The 17,171-nt window shown below is 65.2% G+C and carries 16 protein-coding genes and 1 tRNA gene; 10 read left to right on the forward strand and 7 right to left on the reverse strand.

Annotation, left to right across the window (positions count from 1 at the left end):
• Nucleotides 1-4: 4 nt before the first annotated feature.
• Both HZZ16_RS28275 and HZZ16_RS28280 read right to left on the reverse strand, forming a co-directional pair.
• Entirely contained in the window at nucleotides 5-2,098 is a 2,094-nt protein-coding gene (locus HZZ16_RS28275; protein ID WP_197953107.1) for an acetate--CoA ligase family protein, read from the reverse strand.
• A gap of 3 nt (nucleotides 2,099-2,101) precedes the next feature.
• Nucleotides 2,102-2,893: an enoyl-CoA hydratase/isomerase family protein gene (locus HZZ16_RS28280; RefSeq protein WP_197953108.1), complete on the reverse strand. Its 792-nt coding sequence runs from the start codon at nucleotides 2,891-2,893 to the stop codon at nucleotides 2,102-2,104.
• 182 nt (nucleotides 2,894-3,075) lie between these two features.
• Here HZZ16_RS28280 and HZZ16_RS28285 point away from each other — a divergent pair, with 182 nt between their 5' ends.
• Together HZZ16_RS28285 and HZZ16_RS28290 are read left to right on the forward strand one after the other, a co-directional pair.
• Entirely contained in the window at nucleotides 3,076-3,855 is a 780-nt protein-coding gene (locus HZZ16_RS28285) for an IclR family transcriptional regulator (RefSeq protein WP_197953109.1), read from the forward strand.
• A 65-nt stretch (nucleotides 3,856-3,920) separates the two neighbouring features.
• Entirely contained in the window at nucleotides 3,921-4,274 is a 354-nt protein-coding gene (locus HZZ16_RS28290; RefSeq protein WP_197953110.1) for a hypothetical protein, read from the forward strand.
• Between the two features lie 73 nt (nucleotides 4,275-4,347).
• On the opposite strand, the gene HZZ16_RS28295 is transcribed toward HZZ16_RS28290, so the two are convergent.
• The 5 genes from HZZ16_RS28295 to HZZ16_RS28315 all read right to left on the reverse strand — a co-directional run bounded on the left by HZZ16_RS28295 (nucleotide 4,348) and on the right by HZZ16_RS28315 (nucleotide 9,779).
• On the reverse strand, nucleotides 4,348-5,250 hold the full coding sequence (locus HZZ16_RS28295; protein WP_197953111.1) for a hypothetical protein: 903 nt from the start codon (nucleotides 5,248-5,250) through the stop codon (nucleotides 4,348-4,350).
• Between the two features lie 66 nt (nucleotides 5,251-5,316).
• Entirely contained in the window at nucleotides 5,317-7,182 is a 1,866-nt protein-coding gene (locus tag HZZ16_RS28300; RefSeq protein WP_197953112.1) for an adenylate/guanylate cyclase domain-containing protein, read from the reverse strand.
• Nucleotides 7,183-7,468: 286 nt separating this feature from the next.
• Complete coding sequence (gene queD / locus HZZ16_RS28305; RefSeq protein WP_109145451.1) at nucleotides 7,469-7,825, reverse strand: 6-carboxytetrahydropterin synthase QueD; 357 nt, start codon at nucleotides 7,823-7,825, stop codon at nucleotides 7,469-7,471.
• 84 nt (nucleotides 7,826-7,909) lie between these two features.
• A tRNA-Arg gene (locus HZZ16_RS28310) sits at nucleotides 7,910-7,986 on the reverse strand.
• Nucleotides 7,987-8,279: 293 nt separating this feature from the next.
• Nucleotides 8,280-9,779 carry an ATP-binding protein gene (locus HZZ16_RS28315; protein ID WP_197953113.1) on the reverse strand — a complete coding sequence of 500 codons (1,500 nt, stop codon included), beginning with the start codon at nucleotides 9,777-9,779 and terminating at the stop codon, nucleotides 8,280-8,282.
• Between the two features lie 350 nt (nucleotides 9,780-10,129).
• Between HZZ16_RS28315 and rpmH the strand changes: the two genes are divergently transcribed.
• The 8 genes from rpmH to HZZ16_RS28355 all read left to right on the forward strand — a co-directional run bounded on the left by rpmH (nucleotide 10,130) and on the right by HZZ16_RS28355 (nucleotide 16,960).
• Nucleotides 10,130-10,264 carry a 50S ribosomal protein L34 gene (gene rpmH / locus HZZ16_RS28320; RefSeq protein WP_008542748.1) on the forward strand — a complete coding sequence of 45 codons (135 nt, stop codon included), beginning with the start codon at nucleotides 10,130-10,132 and terminating at the stop codon, nucleotides 10,262-10,264.
• A gap of 27 nt (nucleotides 10,265-10,291) precedes the next feature.
• Nucleotides 10,292-10,678, forward strand: coding sequence for a ribonuclease P protein component (gene rnpA / locus HZZ16_RS28325; RefSeq protein WP_197953114.1), 387 nt, complete (start codon nucleotides 10,292-10,294; stop codon nucleotides 10,676-10,678).
• Between the two features lie 16 nt (nucleotides 10,679-10,694).
• Nucleotides 10,695-12,566, forward strand: coding sequence for a membrane protein insertase YidC (gene yidC / locus HZZ16_RS28330; protein ID WP_197953115.1), 1,872 nt, complete (start codon nucleotides 10,695-10,697; stop codon nucleotides 12,564-12,566).
• A 140-nt stretch (nucleotides 12,567-12,706) separates the two neighbouring features.
• Nucleotides 12,707-13,360 carry a ribosome biogenesis GTP-binding protein YihA/YsxC gene (yihA, locus tag HZZ16_RS28335; RefSeq protein ID WP_197953116.1) on the forward strand — a complete coding sequence of 218 codons (654 nt, stop codon included), beginning with the start codon at nucleotides 12,707-12,709 and terminating at the stop codon, nucleotides 13,358-13,360.
• Complete coding sequence (locus HZZ16_RS28340; RefSeq protein WP_197953140.1) at nucleotides 13,360-13,725, forward strand: DUF423 domain-containing protein; 366 nt, start codon at nucleotides 13,360-13,362, stop codon at nucleotides 13,723-13,725. Before yihA ends, HZZ16_RS28340 begins: the two co-directional genes overlap by 1 nt.
• 276 nt (nucleotides 13,726-14,001) lie before the next feature.
• Nucleotides 14,002-14,889 (forward strand): acetylglutamate kinase, encoded by an 888-nt coding sequence (gene argB / locus HZZ16_RS28345; RefSeq protein ID WP_130363552.1) that lies wholly within the window; start codon nucleotides 14,002-14,004, stop codon nucleotides 14,887-14,889.
• 197 nt (nucleotides 14,890-15,086) lie between these two features.
• Complete coding sequence (locus HZZ16_RS28350) at nucleotides 15,087-16,073, forward strand: DUF1036 domain-containing protein (RefSeq protein ID WP_197953141.1); 987 nt, start codon at nucleotides 15,087-15,089, stop codon at nucleotides 16,071-16,073.
• A gap of 194 nt (nucleotides 16,074-16,267) precedes the next feature.
• Nucleotides 16,268-16,960, forward strand: coding sequence for a pyrimidine 5'-nucleotidase (locus tag HZZ16_RS28355; protein ID WP_197953117.1), 693 nt, complete (start codon nucleotides 16,268-16,270; stop codon nucleotides 16,958-16,960).
• The last annotated feature ends 211 nt before the right edge of the window (nucleotides 16,961-17,171 follow it).

The following is a 17,171-nucleotide window of genomic DNA, read 5'->3' on the forward strand; positions in this document are numbered from 1 at the left end:
GGCTTCATTTGCTTGCGCCCAGAACAGCCAGTCCGTCGGCCGCCTTCACGCCCTGGCCGGCCGGCAGCACGAAGACCGGATTGATCTCGGCCTCGAGGAGCCGGTCGCCGAGCTGCGCGACCATCTGCGAGAAAGCGACGATCGCTGCTGCGAGCGCTTCGACATCGCATTTCGGCCGGCCGCGGAAGCCGTCCAGCAACGGCCATGTGACGAGGTCGCGCGCCATCGCGCGCGCCTCGGTGAGGCCGAGGCCGCCTTCCGGCGGCAGCAGGCGCATCGTGGTGTCCTTGAACAGCTCGGCGGCGACGCCGCCCATGCCGAGGAGGATGGCGACGCCCAAGGCATCCCGGTGCATCCCGAGGATGATTTCGATGCCGCCTGAAATCATCTCCTGAACCAGGAATTGCTCGGGCCGCTTCCCGGTCCTTGTCTCGACTTCGTCGGCCATCGCCGTCAGCCGGCCGCCAATGGTCTCGGCTGTCAGGTTGACCGCGACGCCGCCGACGTCGCTCTTGTGCGCGATCTCGCGCGAGAGAATCTTGAGCACGACTTTGCCGCCGAAGTCTCGCGCCGCCCGTTCCGCGTCTTCAGCCGTTGCGACCACCTGCTCTGCAGCGATCAGAATACCAAAGCGGGCGAACAACGCCTTGGCCTGTGCTTCGTCCAGCGATCCCGCCGGGAGATCGGTGATGTCGACGGCCGCCCCAGCCGAGCCGGACGTCGGGACCTGCTCGGACATTCCGGCCTGCAACAATCCGTCGAGCGCAGCGGCACAGCTTTCGGCGGAGGTATAGGCGGGGACGCCTCGTTGCGTGAGGACGGAGACCGCGTCGGGCGCGTCAGGGCTCACATAGGCAATGACGGGCTTGCCGCTGAGCGGCAGGCAGTCGTAGATGGCGTCGGCCATCAGCGCCGGCGAACCCACGGCTGACGAGCCGGCGATGACGACCAGCGCATCGTAGGACGGGCTGGCGAGCAGGATGCGGATTGCGGCGCGCAGCAGATCCGGCTGTAGGCCGGCCAGGGTCACGTCGATCGGGTTGCGGTCGAGCATGGCGTGCGATCCCGACTGCAAGGCGCGGAGTTGCGCGGCCGTATCCGCGTCGGGAGCGGGCGTTGCGAAGCCTGCGACGCCCAGACTGTCGGACACGATGGTGCCGGCGCCGCCGGTCGAGGTAAGGATCGCCACGCGCCGGCCGGAAAGTTTCCGTCCTGCGGCAAGCGCTGCCGGAATGTCGAGCAGGTCTTCGAACGTATTCGCGCGGATCACGCCGAGCTGCCTGAACAAGGAATCGTACATGCGGTCGGAGCCTGCGAGCGCGCCCGTGTGCGAGATAGCCGCCTTTGCGCCCGCTTCCGATCGCCCGATCTTGAAGGCGACGATTGGCTTGCCGGCACCTCGTGCCTTGAGCACCGCCTCGCGGAAGCGGGCCGGATTGCGGATCGCCTCGATGTAGAGCGCGATGACCTTGGTCGCATTGTCGTCGGCGAGAAAGTCGATGAAATCAGCGAGTTCGAGATCGGCTTCGTTGCTGGTCGACACCAGCTTCGACAGCCCGACCCCGCGCGCCGCGGCGCGCGACAAGATGGCGCCGAGAATGCCTCCGCTCTGCGAGACCAACGCGACCGGACCTGCCGGAAAATGGTCCATGGCCAGCGCGCCCGAGGCCGACAGCACAATATTGTCGGTGAGATTGACGAGGCCGATCGTGTTCGGCCCGAGCAGGCGCATGGATCCGGCGGCTTGCATCAGCTGCTGCTGGCGCGCGGCGCCTTCCGCTCCCGTTTCGGTGAAGCCGCTGGCGAGAACGATCGCCGCGGCAGCCCCGCGCGCGGACAATTCGCGCACCGCGACGTGGGCGCGTTCGGCGCCGAGCAGGACGAGGCCGACGTCAGGCACGTCGGGCAGCGAGGCGACGTCGGCGTAGCAGGCGAGACCGCCGATTTCCTTGACCTTCGGGTTGACCGGATAGATCGCTCCCGCGAAGCCGTGCTTCCGGAGATAGGAGACCGGTCGCCCCGAGGTCTTGCCCGGGTCCGCCGATGCACCGATCACGGCGATGCTGCGCGGCCGGATCAGGCGTTCGATCGCACTCATCGCTCAACCCTTCGCCGAGGATTGCGCGAGGAACGCCGCCACGGCCTCGCGATGCTCGGCGCTGGTGTAGCAGATGGCCTGCGCCTGGCTGCCCAGATTGAAGATATCGTGCGCGGAATGCTCGAACGTCTCGTTCAGGATCTTCTTGCCGAGCGCGAGCGCGGTGGCAGACCCTTGAGCCAGTTCCGCTGCCCAGGCCTGTGCGGCCGACAGCAGCTCGGTCGCGGCCACCTTGCGATCGACGATGCCGAGCGCGAGCGCTTCGTCGGCCTCGACGACGCGGCCGGTGAAGATCAGCTCCTTGGCCCTGGCAAGCCCGACCCGGCGCGGCAGGAAATACAGCCCGCCGCCATCGGGGATCAAGCCGCGCTTGATGTAGGACCAGGTGAATTTCGATCGCTCCGTGCCCATGACGAAGTCGCAGGCGAGCGCGGTGTCGGCGCCGAGGCCCGCCGCGGCGCCGTTGACGGCGGCGATGGTCGGTTTCGGCAGACCCAGCAGCAGCGACTGCACATGATGCACGCCCTGCTGACGACTCCATCCGTTGAATGCGACTTCGCCCTGCGGCGCTTCGAGCCGGCGCTTCATGCCGGCGATGTCGCCGCCGGCACAGAAGGCGTTGCCGCGCCCGGTCAGCACCAGCGCCTTGATCGCCCTGTCGCGGGACACGGTTTCCAGCGCGCCTGAGAACTCGGCGCGCATCTCGTCGCTCATGGCATTGCGCCGGTCCGGCCGGTTGAAGGCGATCGTCGCAATTCCGTCCTCGACGGAAAATTCGATGAGCTGATAGGCCATGGCAAACTCCTGGGAGTCGGATCGGTCGGCGCGCGACGAATGATCGGCGCGAGCTCCGCAACTGCGGTTTCCTCGTCGAGCCGTGCGCAGCCCGGCATTATTCTTTCCGCTGCCTATAGCGGCTTGCAGCCAACCGAACATCCCCTTAATTCCACTTAGTGGAAACGCCCGGGAGAGCGAAGATGGCGCGCAGATATGCGGGCGGGGTCGACGGCAACCGTTCGCTCGAACGGGGCATCGAGATCCTCCGGGCGTTCCGCCCCGGCGTCGATACGCTGGGCAACGGCGAGATCGCGGAGCGAACAGGCTTGCCGCGATCAACCGTCAGTCGGCTGACCCGGACGCTGGTCAATTCCGGAATGCTCGACGAAGTCCGCAGCGAGCGGGCCTACCGCCTTGCCGCATCGGTCATCAGCATCGGTCACGCCATGCGGACGGGATCGCCCGTGCTCAACGCGATCGGCCCGATGATGCGGGCGGAATCGGCCAGGCGCCGGCTGAACGTCGGGCTCGCGACTGCGGACAGGACCATGATGGTTTACCTGGAGTCGATCCGTTACAGCCCGCGCGCGGCGCTGCGCAATGTGGTCGCCGGCCAGCAGGTGCCGATGGAGCTGACGTCGCTGGGCCGCGCCTACCTCGCCGGCATTACAGAGACTGAGCGCGAGCGATTGCTGAAGCAGTTCAAGCGGCGCAGCGCTGCTGCGACCAGGGCGCTGCTGGCAGAGGTCAGGCGATCGATCAGCGCCGTCGAACGCGACGGCTATTGCGCGGTGTCGTGGCAGCCCGCCGTTCTCGCGGTCGCAACACCCATCGTGCTCGACGGCCTTCCGGTCTACGCGCTCAACATGAGTCTGCAGAACGTCGAGCGCTCCGACGCGCTGGCGAGCGAGCTCGGCGCATACCTCAACGCGTTCGCGGCAAAGTGCAAGGAGGTGCTGGGAGACCGTGAACCGAAATGACGCCATGGCCGACGAAGAGGGGTGCTACCTGCATCTTCGTGATGCCTGCTGCTGTCGAGCGAAATATGAGAAAGCTGACTTCTTTGACGGTTCTCGTTGCGGCCGTGCCGCTGCTCTCCGCGTGCGGACAGCCGGTGACGGAAGACAAGGCCGCTTATGTCGGCGAATGGCACGCCCAGGCGATGGACGTGCAAATCACCAAGGACGGGACCGTCCACTACAAGCGCGTCAGGAAGGACACCGCGATCGGCCAGGTCTCGACGACGATCAATGCGCCGCTGCGCCGGTTCGAGGGTGATAATTTCGTCGTTGGAATTCCATTCCTGTCGACGATATTCGAGGTCTCGAAACCGCCTCACCAGGAGGCGGGAACATGGAAGATGGTGGTCGATGGCGTGGAGCTGACTCGCGCTCGGTAGCGAACCGTTCCTACCGAAATCCCGTTTCCGGCCGAGCGACGGGCGCATGCGCCCGCAATGCCTCGCAGCACCATCACAGTTTCCCATACACCCGCGCGGCCACCGCCTTGAGGCGCTCGACGGAGCCGGACTGCGGATGCGGCTTGACCGGGGCGAACAGGATCGAGGCCTGCCTGCCGTTCCTCCAGACATAGATGTTGACGGCGTTGCCGTTGCCCTTGGTGCAGGAATGCTCGCCGAAGGCTTCGCGGCCGAGCTCGGGTATCGCCACGTGCGTGCAGGGACCCGCCCGCTTCATCATGCCGAGGACGGTGTCGCGCGACATCGCGATCACTGCGACCGTCATGGTGTTGGCCTCGCGATCGAACATCAGGCAGCTGCCCGCGCCGGTCCGCTGTACCGTCAGCGTGCTGTTGTCGAGAAAGCCGTCGGCATCGGCGGCCGTGAGCCACTCGCAATTGCCGAACCGCTCGCTGCTCTTGCTCACGTTGGCGACGGCAATTCTTGCGGCTTCGGTGATGGGGCCGAGCAGCGCATCGTCGGCGCGGCGGCCGATCGGATAGACACTGATCTGCAGAATGTAGTCGCCGGAGAGAGCGACGACCGAGGCCTCCTGGCGCTCGGCGCCGGCGGCGCTGGTTCCGCCCTGGCCCTCGTCGCCGATGTCAGCCACTGCGCTCAGCTTCATGCGCTCACTGAGCGTCTCGACGAAGGTCGCGTACAATTCCTTGGCGCGGTCCTTGTCGGGATTGCGGAACACGGACAGCATCATCGTGTCGCCGCGCCCGGCCTGGTAGATGCAGCCGCGGCCGTCCTGGTTCGAGATCAGCGTCCATTTGTGCGCCGGCATCGCGCGGGCGAGCTCCTGGGCGCTGATGAACGGGCAGGTCTCGGCTGCGCGCACGGGGAGCACCGGGGCGGCTCCGATGGCAAGGAATAAAACGAGGCGGGAGAACAGATAATCGATAATGCGCATCGGACGAACTTACTATCGAAACGGCGCGCCCGACGAGATGAAACTGAGAAGCTACACAAAATCCTATTACGCAGCCCCTGGTGCCTTCGCCACCGTCAGGTCCTTTAGGAACTGCTCCATGAGCGGCTTGTTGCCAAACCGGCGATAAGAGCGCTCTGCCTCCAACGAAAATGTCGGTTGGGCCGCTACCAGGTTTGCCATCGTCAGCTGCGCCGCCTCTATATCACCGCGCCGGCCTTGCAGCGCAGCCTGGATCAGCAGGCAGTTGGCATCGCGCGGCGCCCTTACAAGGCATTCGGAGATCACGGTAGCCGAGTCATCGCGACGATCAGCGGCGTAAAGAGCCTGGCCATGCACATAGGCGTAATATTCCGGCGCCATGGGATGAAGGCGACGTGCCCGCTCGGCATTGGCAACGGCGTCCGCGTAGTCCCCGAAACGGACTTGCGCTTTTGCCAATGCCATCATGCTATCCGGGTCATTGGGATTCAGTTCGACAGCGCGCTTGGCGGCCTGCAAGCCGCCCGCATAATCGCCCTGCACCGCCAGCCCGAAGCTGATCACCTGATAGCCGAGCGAGAGATTGGGATCGAGGCGCACAGCCTGGCGCGCTTCGCTAAGACCTAGTTCCAGCTCATGCGCTGTCGCCCGACCATTCGACCTCCTGGCCACATCCGCGATGTAAGTGAGAGCCAACCCCGCACGGGCGGCGGCATAGGCCGGGTCCATTTCCAGCGCGCGCTGATATAGGCCGCGTGCCTCCATGAGTGCTTCCGCATCCTGGACGCCATGCCGGTATCGATGACGAGCCCGCAGGAGAAGATCGTAAGCCTGAAGGTTGTCGGTCGGACGTTGCGCGGCAGCGGCGGCTTCATTTCGGCCGATATACGGCGCGAGCTGAGAGACGATTTCCGTGGTCAGCTCGCTTTGTACGGTGAAGACGTCGGCAACCTGCCTGTCGAAGCTGCGCGACCAAAGATGCGCGCCCGATTTCACGTCGATCAGCTGCGCCGAGACGCGAAGCCGGTCCCCCTCGCGGCGCGCGCTGCCTTCCACCACGTAGGAAACGCCCAGCTTTGCCCCGAGCCTGCGCATATCGCTTTCTTGCCCGCGCACGGCATATGTGGAGTCGCGCGCGATGATCTGAAGCTCGGAATTCCTTGCAAGCGCCGTGGTCACATCCTCGGTCAGCCCGTCTGCAAAGTACGACTGGTCGCCGCCCATGGTCGCAAAGGGCATGACCGCGACTGACGGCCGCGGGTCGGTGCGGGTCTGGTCGGAAAACAGCGCGGCCGGGAGCCGGCTGACCATCGCCGCCAGGGAAAGCGGTTGGATCTGGGTACCGATGAGGACAAGGGCTACGGCGACGACGCCATACGACCAGCGCGCAGCGGTACCGTGTAGAACGCGCGGGATTTTTCGCCAGCGAGACCACGAGGATTGCGCGCGCCGGACCCGGTAGACATTAAGACGCTCGGGAATGTTTTTGGCGCGCCTGCGGCCCACACGCGCGAACACGTCGCCGCGATTGCGGTCTGCGGCCATGACGACAGCGCCGCTGACAAAGATGCTACCGGGATCGGCCATCGCCTCAAGCCGTGTGGCGACATTAACGCCATCGCCGTACATATCGCCATTATCCTCGATGACATCACCGAGGTTGATGCCTATGCGCAGCTCAAACGGGGCGTTGTCGAACCCTTGCTGGATAGCGGTGCCGGCATCAACGGCTTCGTTGACGCTGGGAAACATCGCCAGAAACCCGTCGCCGGTCTTCTTGAAGATGCGTCCACCATGCTGCGCGACCGTGGGTTCGATCAGATTGTCGAAGACGGTGCACAGCTCTTTATAGGTGGAGACCTCGTTTTCGGCCATCATCAGGCTGTAGCTGACGATATCGGCGGCCATGATCGCGGCGAGCTTGCGTTCCATTAACGGTTTCCCTGTACAGGGGCCAGGCACAAACTGGCATTGCGGACATTCGACGCCAGCTTGAAATTAAACCTTCCGGACCGCATACGGTTATCAACACAGCTCATATATGCGTGAGTATGAGCCCGTCCGGCGGCGTGCAGGCAGCGGCACTCCGCGCATACGGCTGATCAGGAACGCTTCGAACGTCTGCCCCCGCCGCTTCGCAGCCTGATGCTCCATCCACACGATGAGCGGCTGCAGCTCATGGCGGCGAGGCCGGCGCCGGCTCAGCGCCGGGCCGTCGTCACCGCCCCTGATATTCGGCCCAGCAATCCGCCGTCTCATAGACCCGGACCGCCCACAGCTGCGGCAGGCTCGGCTTCAGCCGGTCCCAGATCCAGACCGCGATATTCTCAGCGGTCGGGTTCGCGAGGCCATCGACCTCGTTCAGGCACTGGTGATCCAGCGCGGCCATGATGCCGGCGAAGCTTTTCTCGATATCGAAGAAATCAGCGACGAAGCCGGTGTGCGGGTCGACCGGTCCGTCCAGCTGGACCTCGACCCGATAGGAATGACCATGCAGCCGGCTGCACCTGTGAGTCTCGGGCACGTTTGGCAGCCGATGCGCCGCCTCGAACTTGAACGCCTGCGATATCCTCATCCAGCTCCCCACACGGCATGGCCATCCGGTTTCGGGCCGGTCTGGCGACCAGATGCTGTCCTGTCCTGACCTTTCGGCGAAGGATGGCGCGCCCGGAACGATTCGAACGTCCGACCCTCAGATTCGTAGTCTGATGCTCTATCCAGCTGAGCTACGGGCGCGTGTTTCGCAAACAGCGCGGGCAGGGCCCGCAAGCAGCCCCCGGCGGAGCCGGAGGGGGTGCGAAAGAGCGCTCTGACTAACCGCTCTTGTCCCGATTGGCAAGGTCCGGGAGAGGGAGATTTTTGCGCATTTCCGCATCTCAGGCCGTCATTCCCGGGCGCGACGAATTCGCGAGCCCGGAATCCATGACCACCAGCCGGGGTTATGGATTCCGGGCCTGGCCCTTCGGCCCATCCCGGAATGACGGAAATCATGGAGATCGCGTCCGCTCGTTCGGTCGGCCGCCGGCCGACTACGCCCTCTGGCGCTCGTTGCGGATGGAGAGCAGTTCCACGGGACGGTCGGGGATGACGATGCGGAAAGTAGCGCCGATGGTGCCTTCGACCAGGTGGATGTCGCCGCCATGGGCGCGGACCAGCTCGGCGGCGATGGCGAGGCCAAGGCCGCTGCCGCCGGGGCGGCCCGAGGTCTGGAAGGCCTCGAACAGGCGCTCCCGGGTCTTCGGGGGGACGCCGGGGCCGGTGTCGGAGACCTCGAGAATCGCGACGGCGCCTTCGCGCTTCCCGGTGATCCGGATCTGCTGCACACCCCCCTCGCCCGCCGCATGGCTTTCGAGCGCTTGGGCGGCGTTGCGGACGAGGTTGAGCAAGACGCGGAACAGCTGGTCCGGATCGGCATCGACCGTGAGCCCGCGCTCGATCGCAGCGACCCAGGCGATCGAGGCGTCGTTGGCGAGCCCCGCGGTCTCCCGCACCTCCATCACCACAGGCTCGATCAGGATCATGCGGCGGTCGGGCGCGGCCTCCTGGGCGCGTCCGTAGGACAATGTCGACTGGCAGAAGGCGATGGCGCGCTCGAGCGAGCGCACGAGCTTGGGCGCAAAGCGCTGCACGCGCGGATCCGGCACGCTGGCGAGCTGGTCCGACAGCAGCTGGGCCGAGGCGAGCAGATTGCGCAGATCGTGGTTGATCTTGGAGACGGCGAGGCCGAGGGCGGCGAGCCGGCTCTTCTGGTGCAGCATCGACATCAGGTCGCGCTGCATGTCCGACAATTCGCGTTCGGCCACCCCGATCTCGTCGCTGCGCTGGCTCGGCACGATGATGCCGGCCGAGCTCTCGGGATTCTCATGGAAGCCGACCAGGCTGGCGGTCAGCCGCCGCATCGGCCGCACGAAGAGATAATGAAGCGCGAGATAGACGAGGCCGGCGGTCAGCACCGCGATGATCAGTGCAACCACGACGACGTTGCGGGAGAAGCGGTACATCTGCTGCCGCAGCGGCAGCTCGTCGGTGACGATCTCGATGAACTGGGCATTGCCGACGCCGGGACCGACGATGCGGATGGCCTGGTTGCCGGTCTCCAGCATCATCCGGAACGAGCCGGTGATCGCCTCCCAGGCCGTCATGTCGCGCAGGTCGATGTCGTGCTCGATGGCGGCCGGAATGTTGTCGCTGGCGAGCAGCCGCCGCTGCTGGCCCATCTTGATGGCGACGGCACGGGCATTGATGCTTTTGAGGATCTGGCGCGACAGCGAATCGGGAACCATGCCGAGCGGCGCCGCATCCAGCACCAGCGCCGCGGTGTTGGCGGCCGCCACGCGATCGTTGAGACGGTTGACCCAGAAATTGGCGATGGCGGGGACGTAAAGCAGGCTGGCGGCGATCATCACCAGGGGCACGGTGAGCAGCAGCAGCTTGCCCGACAGCCCGAGCCCGCGAGAGCCGCGGGGCCGCGTCGCCGGCTGGTCCGGCTGATCCAGATCCTGGATCGGCTGGCGATCTGTGGCTGCCACGAAACTCGCCCCTGTTGACCTTGGCTGATGGAGGATGCGACCCGACCGAAGCCCGGTCAAATTACGGATCGCTAATCTGCCGAGGTGGGATGTAAGCGCTGATAGCGCGAGTCGCCACCTCAAGGGTTAAAAACGGCGCGCAAACAGCGATATTCACGACAATCGCGCGCTTGTGCGGCGTTGACGAAAACAAGGCGCTCCCTTATAAGCCGCGCGAATTGTCCGCGATGACCCGGTGCGACACCGGGAGCGGCTCTCTTGGGGCCGAAAAAGGGCCCGTTTTGGGCCGCATCTTCCGGACTTTACCATCAATTCTACAGGCAAATTGCCCGGTCAGCGGAGAAAAACCCGTGAAGCGGACTTATCAACCCAGCAAACTGGTGCGCAAGCGCCGTCACGGCTTCCGTGCCCGTCTCGCCACTGCCGGCGGCCGCAAGGTTCTCGCCGCCCGCCGCGCCCGCGGCCGCAAGCGTCTGAGCGCCTGAGCCGGACCCCCTTTTTGGGATTTCATCATGGATCGGCTGAGGCAGCGGGCGGATTTCCTCGCCGTTGCCAATGGCGCGCGGGTGAATAGTCCCGCGTTCGTCCTGCAAAGCCGCCGCCGCGATGATTCCGGCCCTGTCAGGATCGGCTTCACCGTCACCAAGAAGAACGGCAACGCCCCCGAGCGCAATCGCATCCGGCGCCGGTTGCGCGAACTGGTGAAGCGGCTCGATCCGACATCGATGCAGCCCCACCATGATTATGTCCTGGTCGGACGAAGGGACGCGCTCTCGCGCGACTTCGCCACCATGCTCGACGATCTGCGCATAGCGTTCACGAAGCCCGCGCGGCATACGGCCAAAGCGCGCGGCCACAGGCCGGGTCACGCCGCAGCGACCAGCCGCAAACCGGATTGATGACGAGACAATCGAGATGACCGACAATCGCAATACCATCCTCGCCGTCATTCTGTCCGGCTTGGTCCTGATCGCCTGGCAGTATTTCTACAATGTGCCGCAGATGGAGAAGCAGCGCGCCCAACAGCAGGCGCAGGCCGAGCTCCAGAAGACGACGCCGCAGCCAACCGCCTCGGCGACGCCAGGCGGCGCGCCGGCGACGCCGGGCACCGCGCCGCAGCCGGGCGGTGCGGCCCAGCCGGCAACGCCGGCCGCGAGCCAGCCCCAATTGGTCGTTTCCCGCGAGACCGCCATTGCAGCGAGCCCGCGCGTCAAGATCGAGACGCCGCGGATCGCCGGCAGCATCTCGCTGAAGGGCGGCCGCATCGACGATATCGCGCTGGTGCAATATCGGGAGACGGTCGATCCGAAATCGCCGCCGATCGTCCTCTATTCGCCGTCGGGCACGGCGGAGCCCTATTACGCCGAGTTCGGCTGGGTTGCGGCGACGGGCGTGACGGCAAAGATGCCGGATGCCCAGACCGTTTGGCAGCAGGAGGGCAGCGGCAGCCTGACGCCGTCGACACCCGTGGTGCTGAAATGGGAAAATGGCGACGGCCTGACCTTCCGCCGCACCATCACCGTCGACGACCATTATCTCTTCACCATCAAGGACGAGGTGAGCAATGTCGGCAACGCGCCGGTCACGCTCTATCCGTTCGCGTTGATCTCGCGCCATGGCGCGCCGCAGGTCTCGGGCTATTACATCCTGCATGAAGGCCTGATCGGCTATCTCGGCGAACACAGGCTGCAGGAATATGCCTACAGCAAGATCGACGAAGCCAAGCAGGTGAACTTCAAGGCCACCAATGGCTGGCTCGGCATCACCGACAAATACTGGGCCTCCGCGCTGCTGCCCGATACCAACGCCCAGCTCCAGGCGCGTTTCTCGTCGAACCCGGTCGGCAGGGTCCATACCTACCAGACCGACTATCTGCTCGACCCCGTCACCGTCGCGATCGGCGGCACCGCGACGGCCAACGCGCGGCTGTTCGCAGGCGCCAAGGAAGCCGGCGTGGTCGGCATCAACTTCCCGCTCGCAGGCCTCGGCGGCTACAACAAGGCGCTCGGCCTCAACCAATTCGACCTGTTGATCGACTGGGGCTGGTTCTACTTCATCACCAAGCCGATGTTCCTCGGCCTCGACTTCTTCTTCCGCTTCTTCGGCAATTTCGGCATCTCGATTCTGCTGGTGACGGTGATCGTGAAGCTGTTGTTCTTCCCGCTGGCGAACAAGTCTTACGCCTCGATGGCGAAGATGAAGTCGATCCAGCCGCAGCTTCTGGCGCTGAAGGAGCGCTATCCCGACGACAAGGTGAAGCAGCAGCAGGAGATGATGGAGATCTACCGCAAGGAGAAGATCAATCCGGTCGCCGGCTGTCTTCCCGTGCTGATCCAGATCCCGGTGTTCTTCTCGCTCTACAAGGTGCTGTTCGTCACCATCGAGATGCGGCACGCGCCGTTCTACGGCTGGATCAAGGACCTCTCGGCGCCGGATCCGACCAACCTCTTCAACCTGTTCGGGCTGATCCCGTTCGATCCGACCACGATTCCGGTGTTCGGCCATTACCTCGCGCTCGGCATCTGGCCGATCATCATGGGCATCACGATGTGGATCCAGATGAAGCTGAATCCGACGCCGCCGGATCCGACACAGCAGATCATCTTCAACTGGATGCCGCTGATCTTCACCTTCATGCTGGCGGGCTTCCCGGCAGGTCTCGTGATCTACTGGGCCTGGAACAACCTGCTCTCGGTGATCCAGCAGAGCTACATCATGCGCCGCAACGGCGTGAAGGTGGAGTTATTCGACAATCTCAAGGCGACGTTCGCGAGGAAGGCGACGTAAGCGTCGTCATTGCGGGCGCAAATGCCTCCACGTTGTCATGCCCGGGCTCGTCCCGGGCATCCACGTTTAGGAGGATGCTCGACAGACAGACGTGGATGGCCGGGACAAGCCCGGCCATGACGAGAGGATAGACCGCTCGCATGAACGAGAAGATCGACGAGCGACTGATCGAGGCGGGGCGCAAACTGTTCGCCCGCGACTGGCAGTTCATCTGGGCCTCGCCTTCGATCGAAACGCTGCCGCCGATGGCGGGGCTGGAGATCGCCTTTGCGGGGCGCTCCAATGTCGGCAAGTCGAGCCTGATCAACGCGCTCACCGGCCGCAACGCGCTGGCGCGCACCTCGCATACGCCGGGCCGCACCCAGGAGCTGATCTTCTTCGAGGTTCCAGGCAAGAACGACCTGCGCCTCGTCGACATGCCCGGCTACGGCTATGCCAAGGCGCCGAAGAGCCAGGTCGCGTCCTGGACCGAGTTGATCCACAAATTCCTGCTGGGACGCGCCAGCCTCGCGCGCGTCTACGTGCTGATCGACGCGCGGCATGGGATCAAGGACGTCGATCTCGAGGTGCTGAAGACGCTTGATCGCTCCGCCGTCAGCTACCAGATCGTGCTGACCAAGGCCGACCAGGTGAAGGCCACCGAGCTGCAAGCACGCATCGCCGAGACCGAGGCCGCGCTGGCCAAGCACCCGGCCGCGTTCCCGACCGTGCTCGCGACCTCGTCGCGCAGCGCGACCGGCATGGCCGAGCTTCGCGCCGCCATGGCGAAGCTCCTGGAAGAGCGGGCCTCGTGATGCTCGCGCAGCGCCTGCTGATCGGGCTTGCCGGCTTAATGGGCGCCGCCGGCGTCGCGCTGGCCGCCGCATCCGCCCATGGCGCGGACGCGAGCCGTCTTGCCTCCGCCAGCGCCATGCTGCTGTTTCATGCAAGTGCCATACTCGCGACCATCGCCTTGCTGACGCGCGGTCTTCTGCACGGCGGAATTGGGCTCGTGGCAGCGTTCGGTTTCGCGATCGGTGCCGCGCTGTTCGCAGGCGACCTCACCTTGCGGCAATATGCCGGGCACGCGCTGTTTCCGATGGCAGCGCCGACGGGCGGGACGGTGATGATCTTGGGCTGGATCGCGCTGACGCTGGCGGCGGTGACGGCAAGGAAGTGACGCTCTTTCTTACCCTCCCTGGAGGGGTCCGGGACGAGCGCAGCTCGCCCGTGGGTCGCTACGCATGGAGCGAAGCGAAATGCGTAGCGGGGTGGGGTGACAGTCTCTCCCCAGAAGCAGTGCCCGTGTGGAGAGATCACCCCACCCCGCTCGCGCTTCGCGCGATCGACCCTCCCCCTCCAGGGGCGGGTAAGAGAGCGAACACCACGCTTTGCGCTGTCCCCGCCAATCGGATAGAACGCAGGCCGCGTCAATCCCGCCAGCGAGACCCGCGACATGACCGACATCTCTCCGCTCGACCAGGCCCGCATCCTGTCCGAAGCGCTGCCGCACATGCAGCAATATGACGAGGAAACGATCGTCATCAAATATGGCGGCCATGCCATGGGCGACGAGGAGACCGCGAAGAACTTTGCCCGCGACATCGTGCTGCTCGAGCAGACCGCGATCAATCCGGTGGTGGTGCATGGCGGCGGGCCGCAGATCGCGACCATGCTCAAGCGCCTCGGCATCGTCTCGGAATTCGCCGCTGGCCTGCGCATCACCGATGCCGCGACCATCGAGATCGTCGAGATGGTGCTCGCCGGCTCCGTCAACAAGCAGATCGTCGGCTACATCAACGAGGCCGGCGGCAAGGCGGTGGGCCTGTCCGGCAAGGACGGCAACATGGTGAAGGCGACCAAGACGACGCGCACCATCGTCGATCCGGACTCGCACATCGAGAAGGCGGTCGACCTCGGCTTCGTCGGCGATCCCGAGAAGGTCGACCTCACTTTGCTCAACCAGCTGATCGGCTACGAGCTGATCCCGGTGCTGGCGCCGCTCGCGACCTCGAAAGAAGGCCAGACGCTGAACATCAACGCCGACACCTTTGCAGGGGCCGTGGCCGGCGCGCTGAAGGCAAAACGCCTGCTGCTGCTCACCGACGTGCCCGGCGTGCTCGACAAGTCGAAGAAGCTGATCCCGCAATTGTCGGTGAAAGACGCGCGCAAGCTGATCGCCGACGGCACCATCTCCGGCGGCATGATCCCGAAGGTCGAGACCTGCATCTACGCGCTGGAGCAGGGCGTCGAGGGCGTCGTCATCATCGACGGCAAGATGCAGCACGCGGTGCTGCTCGAGCTCTTCACCAACCAGGGCACCGGCACGCTGATCCACAAGTGAGACGGGAGACGCCACGCACGAGAGCCGTCATGCCCGGGCTTGTCCCGCCTGCGCGGCCGAAGCCGCTTCGGCGCGGCAAAGGTCCGGGCATCCACGATCTTTCTTCTCGTGGCAAAGACGTGGATGGCCGGGTCAAGCCCGGCCATGACGAACGGAGAGAGCGGCACCACCGCCGCTCTCCCCTCACCCGCTTCCTGATGACGCTGCCTGCCGCAGCTGCCTCCTTCTTCTTCTCCTCGGCGCCGGCGATCGCCGACCTCAAGATCTGCAACCGCATGTCCTATGTCGTGGAGGCCGCGATCGGCATCGACGACAAGGCGGCCACGGCGACGCGCGGCTGGTTCAGGATCGATCCCGCCGCCTGCCGCGTGGTGGTGCAGGGCACGCTGACCGCCGACCGCATCCTGCTCAACGCCCGCGCGCTCGGCGTCTACGGCGCGTCCCCGATCCCGCAAAGCGGCAACGACATGCTGTGCGTCGCGCAGGACAATTTCGTCATAGCGGCGGCACGGCAGTGCCGCAGCGGCCAGACCCAGGTCCCGTTCACGCAGGTGACGCCGACGCAAGCCGCGGACGGCAACCTCGTCGCTTATCTCGCCGAGGATTCCGAATATGACGACGAGCAGGCGCGCCTCGCCGGCATCCAGCGGCTCCTGGTGATCGCAGGCTACGACGCCGCGCCGATCGATGGCGTCGACGGGCCAAAGACGCAAGCGGCGCTGGCCGCATTCCTGAAGAGCCGGGGCTTGTCGTCCGACATCGTGGGCTCGCAAAACTTCTTCAAGACCATGGTGGATGCCGTGCAGACGCCATCCGCGACCGGCCTGACCTGGTGCAACGACACCCCGCACAAGGTGATGGCGGCGATCGCGACCGACGACGGCAAGGCGGTGACGAGCCGCGGCTGGTATCGCATCGATCCCAAGACCTGCCTGCACCCCGATGTGACCGGCCAGCCGAAGCAGATCTTCAGCTTCGCGGAAGCGGTCGACGCCGACAACCGCGTCGTGAAGCTGAAGGACAAGCCGCTGAACTGGGGCGGCGACAGGCAGCTCTGCACACGCGAGACCAAGTTCGAGACCAGCGAGCAGACCGATTGCGGCGCGCGCGGCTTTGCGCCGACGGGCTTCGGCGCCGTGGACATGTCGAGCGGCGGCAAAACGCTGCGCTTCGCCGTGCCATGAGATTGACGTCATGATCAGCACGCAAGCATTTACAAGCTCCGTCGTCGTCCCCGTGAAGGCGGGGACCCATAACCCCAGGGAGGGGTTACGGCAGGAAGCTGGTCACCCTGAGTCTTCGCCGAACTCCTCCCTGGGGTTATGGGTCCCGGGCTCGCGCTTCGCGCGCCCCGGGACGACGAGTTGAGAATGCCGATATGACCTCCCCCCGCAGCTTCGCCCATGTCGACACCTGGGTATTCGACCTCGACAACACGCTCTATCCGCATCACGTCAATCTGTGGCAGCAGGTCGATGCTAGAATCGGCGAGTTCGTCTGCAACTGGCTGAATGTCGGCCCGGAGGAAGCGCGGGCGATCCAGAAGGACTATTACCGGCGCTTCGGCACCACGATGCGCGGCATGATGACCCTGCATGGCGTCTCCGCCGACGACTACCTCGCCTATGTCCACAAGATCGACCACTCGCCGCTGGAGCCGAACCCGGCGCTTGGCGCGGCCATCGCAAAGCTGCCGGGCCGCAAGCTGATCCTCACCAACGGCTCGGTCGACCATGTCGATGCCGTGCTGGCGCGGCTCGGCTTCGCCGGCCATTTCGACGCCGTGTTCGACATCATCGCCGCCGAGTTCGAACCGAAGCCGGCGGAGCAGACCTATCGCAAGTTCCTGAGCGACCATGCCGTCGATCCGACCCGCGCCGCCATGTTCGAGGACCTCGCCCGCAACCTCACCGTCCCGCACCGGCTCGGCATGACCACCGTGCTGGTGGTGCCCGACGGCACCAAGGAGGTGGTGCGCGAGGATTGGGAGCTGGAAGGCCGCGACGCGGCCCATGTCGACCACGTCACGGATGATCTGGCGGGGTTTTTGGCGCGGCTGTCGCCACAATAACCGGCGTCGTCCCGGGCAAGCGTCAGCGCAGACCCGGGCCCCATAACCACAGGATCCAGTCGTAGCACCGGATTGGCAACTCCGAGTCTTCGCAAAACCTTTTCCTGTGGGTATGGGTCCCGGATCGGCGCGCGCTTAGGGCGCGCTTGTCCGGGACGACAGCGGAGTATGGGTAACGGTGGAGTTTGCCTTGACTCCGCTCTGTCAAATC

The organism is Bradyrhizobium glycinis, assembly GCF_016031655.1.
GTDB classification, from domain to species: Bacteria; Pseudomonadota; Alphaproteobacteria; order Rhizobiales; family Xanthobacteraceae; genus Bradyrhizobium; species Bradyrhizobium glycinis.

Bases quoted from the DNA above. Each gene is read 5' to 3' on its own strand.
- HZZ16_RS28295 (WP_197953111.1), bottom strand. From the start codon at position 5,250: ATGCGCATTATCGATTATCTGTTCTCCCGCCTCGTTTTATTCCTTGCC.
- HZZ16_RS28355 (WP_197953117.1), top strand. From the start codon at position 16,268: ATGACCTCCCCCCGCAGCTTCGCCCATGTCGACACCTGGGTATTCGAC.
- yihA (WP_197953116.1), top strand. From the start codon at position 12,707: ATGAACGAGAAGATCGACGAGCGACTGATCGAGGCGGGGCGCAAACTG.
- HZZ16_RS28300 (WP_197953112.1), bottom strand. From the start codon at position 7,182: ATGGAACGCAAGCTCGCCGCGATCATGGCCGCCGATATCGTCAGCTAC.
- HZZ16_RS28290 (WP_197953110.1), top strand. From the start codon at position 3,921: ATGAGAAAGCTGACTTCTTTGACGGTTCTCGTTGCGGCCGTGCCGCTG.
- HZZ16_RS28350 (WP_197953141.1), top strand. From the start codon at position 15,087: ATGACGCTGCCTGCCGCAGCTGCCTCCTTCTTCTTCTCCTCGGCGCCG.
- HZZ16_RS28340 (WP_197953140.1), top strand. From the start codon at position 13,360: ATGCTCGCGCAGCGCCTGCTGATCGGGCTTGCCGGCTTAATGGGCGCC.
- rnpA (WP_197953114.1), top strand. From the start codon at position 10,292: ATGGATCGGCTGAGGCAGCGGGCGGATTTCCTCGCCGTTGCCAATGGC.
- argB (WP_130363552.1), top strand. From the start codon at position 14,002: ATGACCGACATCTCTCCGCTCGACCAGGCCCGCATCCTGTCCGAAGCG.
- HZZ16_RS28280 (WP_197953108.1), bottom strand. From the start codon at position 2,893: ATGGCCTATCAGCTCATCGAATTTTCCGTCGAGGACGGAATTGCGACG.
- queD (WP_109145451.1), bottom strand. From the start codon at position 7,825: ATGAGGATATCGCAGGCGTTCAAGTTCGAGGCGGCGCATCGGCTGCCA.
- yidC (WP_197953115.1), top strand. From the start codon at position 10,695: ATGACCGACAATCGCAATACCATCCTCGCCGTCATTCTGTCCGGCTTG.
- HZZ16_RS28275 (WP_197953107.1), bottom strand. From the start codon at position 2,098: ATGAGTGCGATCGAACGCCTGATCCGGCCGCGCAGCATCGCCGTGATC.
- HZZ16_RS28285 (WP_197953109.1), top strand. From the start codon at position 3,076: ATGGCGCGCAGATATGCGGGCGGGGTCGACGGCAACCGTTCGCTCGAA.